The following is a 6,669-nucleotide window of genomic DNA, read 5'->3' as shown; positions in this document are numbered from 1 at the left end:
AAAGGCCAGCCCCCTTTCCACTACCTCCACCAGCGACCATTGCAGGGCCCCAGGCTGCTGCGCCGCGGTGCAAGAGGCCATCATCACCAGGGCCACTACTGGCCAGACGGAGGGTCGCGTTCTTGCGCTCATACCTGCCTCCTTGGCGAGCCTCGACATGCCCAATGAAGAGTTAGAGCTATCAGCCCCCTTTGACTGGCAGGCAGAGAGCCGCGGGCGTGGGGCCGGGCCTCCTGGTTTGGGTCCGGCTGTTGAACTCTTCCTCCTTCCCCTTACTATGGCAGGAGCCGCGTAGCGTGGGAGGCGCCCACCGGCCCCGCCTCAGATTCCCGGACCGCCTCCGGAATCCCCTTGCCCAACATCCAGCCATGTTCGGACTTCATTCGGCCTTCCCAGGCGAAGGGCATGGACCGCTCCCAGCTGAGGGACACGTAGTGCCAGTCCAGGTTTATGTTCTGCCGCGTTTCCAGGAAATGCCACTTCGTCTCTACCATCGGACGGTAGTACGCAGTGCTCGTTACCCGGATCCTGTAGATATTGTAGGGGTCACCGTTTGGCAACATTATGCTGGTATAGGCAAAGAATCGCAGGGTCGGATCTGGTCGGGGGCAGACCTCGACAATGTCGGAGCCATAGTCGATCAAGAAGGGTTGACCTTCCCATTCCACCAGTTCCGACGTTTCCGGCTTGTACCCGCCACTCGGGTCCTCTTGTTGCCGTGCGCTCCGCGGCTCTTCCTTCAGATTGGCCATTGTTGCGCCAGCGATCGCCTCGTTGCCTTGCCCCGGAGCAAGGGGTTGCCAGTCCTCCCTGGAGCGTGAGAGCAGCGCGAGGAGAGCGCCTAATGCGATGGTGAGGTATCGCATGCCTGCCACCTCCTTTCCTTCTGAGAAGCCCTGAGGCATTGTCATAGGGTGCCCCACGCCCTTTGCCGTTGGCTCCATAGTAAGATAAAAAAACCGGTATTTTCAATAGCAAAAGGGGGGCAGAGCCACGCCTCGCGGCCGAAGGAGAACGAGGAAAGGAGGGCGCTCCTCTTGTTTCCGTGTCCGCGTTGTGTATAAGGGAAGGCGGTTAGGCCTATACCGACCGGTTCACTACCCTTCGCTGCCCGTAGCCGGGGCCGCCTGCGCCGCCCGCAAAGCCTTGGCCCGCTTCTTCCGTGCCTTCCTCTTCTGCTGCAGCTTCATCCGACGCCGCTTCTGCTTGCTCTTGCTCCTTGCCATGTCCCTGCATGCCTCCTTGTGTTCCGACTCCTTTTCCGTGTCTGTGCTGCAAAATATAATGCAGCCCCACCCTTTGTGTCAAGAGTTTTCCGCTCTCGCTTTGGCCCCGCGCCGGAATGCAACGCGCTGGCGACGGAACTGGACGGCGCGCCCCAAGGTTCAAGAGTCGGTGCCGAAGAGCCAAGGTGGGCGTTCCGTTGCGCTGCCGTCGCCCAAAGCCTGCCGCGGCGGACCAATTTCTGCTTGATTCTTATGCGGGGATTTGGTACAATACGATTGGCGCCGCGGACAGTGCGGCGAAAAGCTTTTTTGCGCAGGTGGCTACAAACTTTGCGTCGAGGGGGGAGGATTAGCCCGAACGGCCCGCGCAGCCAGGTGTTCTGCGCTGGCAAGGTGCTTGCATGCCTCTCCTTCCTCGGAAGGCGCAGAGCGTACCTGCCAGTTCTTAGTCACGGAGTATGACCATGAAGCCTGCTCGCATTCTTATCATTGCCTGCCTGTGGACGCTGGGCACCAGCGTCGCCATGGGCCAATACTTTGGCAAGAACAAAGTGCAATACACCAACTTCAAATGGCAGTACCTGCAGTCGGAACATTTCAACATCTACTTCACCGAAGGGGGGCAGAGTATCGCCGAGTTCGCCGCCGAGGTCGCTGAGCAGAGCTACCGCGCGCTGAAGAAGGACTTTCGCTACGAACTCACCGACCGCATCACCATCATCGTGCACAACTCGCACAACGACTTTGGCCAGACCAATGTGGACCTCTCGCCGCCGGAGGAGTCGGTAGGAGGATTTACCGAGTTCTTCAAGAACCGGGTGGTGGTGCCCTATGATGGCGAGTGGGAGAGGTTTCGCCACGTCATCCACCACGAGCTGACGCACGCGGTGATGCTGCAGATGGTGTACGGCAGCGGTGTGCAGTCTATCATCACCGGCCTCACGCGCCTGCAGCTGCCGCTCTGGCTGGCAGAAGGTTTGGCCGAGTATGAGAGCCGCGGCTGGGACTTTGAATCGGACATGTACATGCGCGATGCGGCGATCAACGGCTACCTGCCGGAGATCGAGATGCTGAGCGGGTTCCTCGCCTACAAGGGCGGGCAGTCCGTGCTGCTGTTCATCAGCGACCGGTACGGCGGGCAGAAGATCGGCGAACTTTTGGGCAAGATCAAAGTGAGCAAGAGCGTCGACCGCGGCGTGAAGCAGGCGGTTGGCGTCAACGTGAAAGACCTTTCCAAACGGTGGCAAAAGTGGGTGAAGGAGCTGTATTGGCCTGATATTGGCTCCCATCGCGAACCGGAGGACATTGCCAAGCGCCTCACCGACCACAAGAAAGACCGCAACTTTGTCAACACCAGCCCGGCCCTGAGCCCGAAGGGGGACAAGATTGCCTTCCTCTCTGACCGTTCGGACTACTTCGATGTCTACCTGATGAGCGCCGTGGATGGGCAGATTCTCGCCAAGTTGGTGAGCGGGCAGAAGACTGCCAACCTTGAGGAGCTGCACTGGCTAAAGGGACCGAACATCAGCTGGTCCCCGGATGGCGAGCAGATCGTCTTCGGCTCCAAGGCAGGCGAAGGCGACGTGCTGCACATCGTGGACGTGAAGCAGCGCAAGATCGTGCGCACGCTGAGCTTTGCCTTGGATGGCGCCTTCAACCCAAGCTGGAGCCCAGATGGCAGGCGGATTGCGTTTACCGGCACCTACCATGGGCAGAGCGACATCTACGTGGTGGACCTGCCGACCGGGGAATTTCGCAAGTTGACCAACGACCGTTTCAGTGATGTGGAGCCCTCCTGGTCGCCCGATGGTACAAGGATTGTCTTTGCCAGCGACCGCGGGCCGTACGTGGACCCAACCGTGGCTGGCGATGTGAAGATTCACGAGACTGCCTACAAGAACTTTGACATCTTCGAGCTGTCACTGGAAGACGGGACCATCACCAGGCTCACCACTACCGATTTCGTCGAGCGCACGCCGGTCTATTCTCCAGATGGCAAGTACATCGCGTTCACCAGCGACCGCACCGGCATCACCAACCTCTACCTTAAGGAGCTGGCCACTGGCGACGAGTGGGCGATCACCGATCTGCTCACCGGTGCCTTCCAACCGAGCTGGAGCGGGGACGGCACTCGATTAGCATTCACCTCGTTTTACAATGCGGGCTACGACCTTTACCTCCTGAGCAATCCTTTGGAGATCAAGCCGCACACCGTGAATCCTGCCCCCACGGCGTTGTTCACCAGAGTGATGGAGCAGCGGGAGAAGGAGAGGGAAAAGCGGGAGATGGAACTAGCCCGGGTGGTGGACATGCGGCCCGGGTTCCGGGAGAGAGAGAACAAGTATCGGAACTTTGTGTTTGACGAAAAGTTCGCAGATGGCCAGATCGAGTTCGAGCCGGAAGTGAAGAAGGTCGCGCTGGACTCGGCCGAGATCAGGACCGAGAGCGGGGCCTTTCGGGTGCACGACTACGAAGTCAAGTTCTCGCCGGACATCATTTATGGCACGGCTGAGTACAGTCAGTACTTCGGCGTGCAGGGGACGACGCAACTGGCGCTGTCGGACGTTCTGGGCAATCACCGCATCAACATCTACACGAACCTCTTCTATGATTTTCGCAACTCGGACTACATGGTCACCTACTTTTACCTGCCGCGCCGCCTGGATATCGGCGTGGGTGGGTACCATAACGCCTACTTCTTTTTCTCGTACGACCTCGGCCTCATCCGCGACCGCAACTATGGGCTGAGCACATACTTTAGCTTGCCGCTTTCCCGGTTCCGGCGTATCGACTTTAGCGCAGGCTTCATGGGCATCGACCGCGACTACTTAGATTTCAGCGAGGAGGATCAGAAGTTCCTCGAGGACATCGGCTACCTGCCGCCCACGCGGCGCCGGTTTGTCCTGCTGGGCACCTCGTGGGTGGACGACACGTCGCTCTGGGGTATCACCGGTCCGGTGAACGGGCGCCGGAGTGCGGTGGGCCTGATGGCGAGCCCCGGCCTGTTCGGCGAGCGCGGGGCGGAATTCATCACCGCCCGGCTGGATTGGCGAAGGTACTACAAGATCGGGAAGGAGTACAACTTTGTCCTGCGCGCAGCGGGCGGAGCCAGCTTTGGCAAACAGCCCCAGCAGTTCTTTGTCGGCGGTGTGGAGAACTGGATCAATCGCGAATTCGCCGGGGGCTACGTGCGGGTCAACAACATCGAGGAGATCTATTTCGCCTCCTTCGAAATGCCCTTCCGCGGCGGGAGCTACTATGAGCTGGCGGGCAACTGGTTCATGTTGACTAACTTTGAGTTCCGCTTCCCGCTGATCCGCTACTTCCTCATGGGGTGGCCGTTGCCCATTGGCTTCGAGGACATCCGTGGGGCTCTGTTCGCCGACTTGGCAGGAGCACAGTACCGGGATGAGCCTTTTACGGCCTTTACCCGCGCGCCCAACGGTTTCTACAAGCTGGAAGACTTGCGCATGGCCTTCGGCTTTGGCATGCGCGCCAATATCGGCTTCTTGGTGCTGCAGTTCGACGTGGGCTGGCCTACCGACTTGTACGCCACCGCAAGGAAGCCAAGGTACTACTGGTCGTTGGGGGCGGAGTTCTGAGAGGGCCCTTCTGGGCACCAGCAAGAGGCAGGGACTTTGGGCGCGGACTTTTTGCAGCGGCTTGACCAAGGGGTGTTGGTGTGCGATGGCGCCATGGGCACCATGCTCTACGCCCGCGGCATCTATCTGAACCGCTGCTTTGACGAATTGAACCTGAGCCAGCCAGAGCTGGTGGGAGAGATCCACCGGGAGTATGTGGCGGCAGGGGCGCAGATCATCGAAACCAATACCTTCGGTGCCAACCGCTTCAAGCTGGCGCCACATGGCTTTGACCACGTGGTGGCCGAGATTAATCGCGCAGGGGCAGAGCTGGCCCGGAGCGTGGCGGGAGAGGAGGTATTTGTCGCGGGAGCCATCGGGCCGCTGGGGGTCAAGCTCGAGCCTTACGGCACCGTAACGCCTGCGGAGGCGGAGGCTGCGTTTCGCGAGCAGGCAGAGGGATTGCTCGCAGGCGGCGTGGATATCTTCCTGCTGGAGACCTTTGCCGACCTCAACGAGATTGTCGCCGCGTTGCGGGCGGTGCGGTCGCTCACGGACAAGCCGCTGGTTGCCCAGATGACCTTTGGCGACGACGGCCGCACCCTGTTGGGGGCCATACCGGAGAAGGTGGCTACCCGTCTGCTGGATGAGGGGGCCGACGTCGTGGGGGCCAACTGCTCGGTAGGACCCCAGCCCATGCTCGAGGTGGTGCAGCGGATGCACGCCGCTGGCGCAGCGCGCATTTCGGCCCAACCCAACGCGGGTGTGCCCCGCCTGGTGGAGGGGCGCTACATCTACCTTTCCTCGCCGGAGTACCACGCCGAATTCGCTCGGCGCTTCATCGCAGCCGGCGCGCGTATCGTGGGGGGCTGTTGCGGCACCACTCCAGCGCACATACGCGCCATAGCCAATGCAGTGCGCGCTACCGCCCCGCGCCACGCGGCGATCGCCATTGCCCCCCGTGCCGAAGCCACCCTCAAGGCGGCGGCAAAGCCCCGCGAGGACAAGTCTGCTCTGGGCCGAAAATTGGGCAAGAAGTTCGTGGTATCGGTGGAAGTGCTGGCCCCGCGAGGTTGTGACCCCGCAGAGGTGCTGACCGGCGTGGCCCGGTTGCGGGAGCTGGGCATCGACACGGTGAACATCCCAGATGGGCCGCGGGCCTCGGCGCGGATGTGCCCCATGGCTTTGGCCAAAATCATCCACGAAGAGTTGGGGGTCGAGCCGCTGCTGCACTACACCTGCCGAGATCGGAACCTGCTGGGTATCCAGTCAGACCTCCTCGGTGCCCATGCGTTGGGCATACGCAACATCCTGGCCATCACCGGCGACCCGCCCAAGCTGGGTGACTATCCGAGCGCCACCGCAGTCTTCGATGTTGACTCCATTGGCCTGACGCGCATCATCGCCGGGCTCAACCAGGGCATGGACATCGCCGGCAACGCCATCGGCGCGCCCACTTCGTTTCTCATCGGTGTGGGCGTGAACCCCACGGCGCCGGACCTTGAGCGGGAGCTGGCCCGCTTTGCGCAGAAGATCCAGGCTGGGGCGGAATTCGCCCTCACCCAGCCGGTGTTCGACGACGAACTCTTCGCCCGCTTTTTGGAGCGCATAGCCGATTGCGGTATCCCGGTCCTCCTGGGCATCATGCCCCTCATGAGCTACCGGATGGTGGAATTCCTCAACAACGAAGTCCCTGGCGTACACGTGTGCGATGCAGTGGCCGAGCGGATGCGCAAGGCAAAGACGAAGGAAGAGGCGCGCGAAGTGGGTGTCGCCACGGCGCAGGAAACTGTGCGCCAGTTCCGGCAGCGAGTACAGGGAATCTACCTCATGCCTCCGTTTGGGAAGGAGAGGATCGAGGT

The 6,669-nt window shown here is 61.1% G+C and carries 3 protein-coding genes; 2 read left to right on the top strand and 1 reads right to left on the bottom strand.

All coding sequences use genetic code 11. The annotated features are described in order from the left end of the window. Window positions 1-275: 275 nt before the first annotated feature. Window positions 276-866, bottom strand: a complete 591-nt coding sequence (locus H5U38_05835; protein ID MBC7186537.1) for a hypothetical protein — start codon at window positions 864-866, stop codon at window positions 276-278. A gap of 824 nt (window positions 867-1,690) precedes the next feature. Between H5U38_05835 and H5U38_05830 the strand changes: the two genes are divergently transcribed. After that, the gene (locus tag H5U38_05830) at window positions 1,691-4,828 is read left to right on the top strand and encodes a PD40 domain-containing protein (protein ID MBC7186536.1); all 3,138 of its coding nucleotides are present in this window, start codon (window positions 1,691-1,693) and stop codon (window positions 4,826-4,828) included. 36 nt (window positions 4,829-4,864) lie between these two features. Further along, the coding region (locus H5U38_05825) for a bifunctional homocysteine S-methyltransferase/methylenetetrahydrofolate reductase (protein ID MBC7186535.1) at window positions 4,865-6,669 on the top strand (1,805 nt) is incomplete at its 3' end.

Source organism: Calditrichota bacterium, assembly GCA_014359355.1.
Lineage (GTDB): Bacteria > Zhuqueibacterota > Zhuqueibacteria > JANLFK01 > Oleimicrobiaceae > Oleimicrobium.
Note: the sequence above shows the minus strand (reverse complement) of the source record. Positions and strands in the feature narration are given on the sequence as shown.

Coding starts and splice junctions, on each gene's coding strand:
- H5U38_05830 (MBC7186536.1), top strand. CDS start 1,691: ATGAAGCCTGCTCGCATTCTTATCATTGCCTGCCTGTGGACGCTGGGC.
- H5U38_05835 (MBC7186537.1), bottom strand. CDS start 866: ATGCGATACCTCACCATCGCATTAGGCGCTCTCCTCGCGCTGCTCTCA.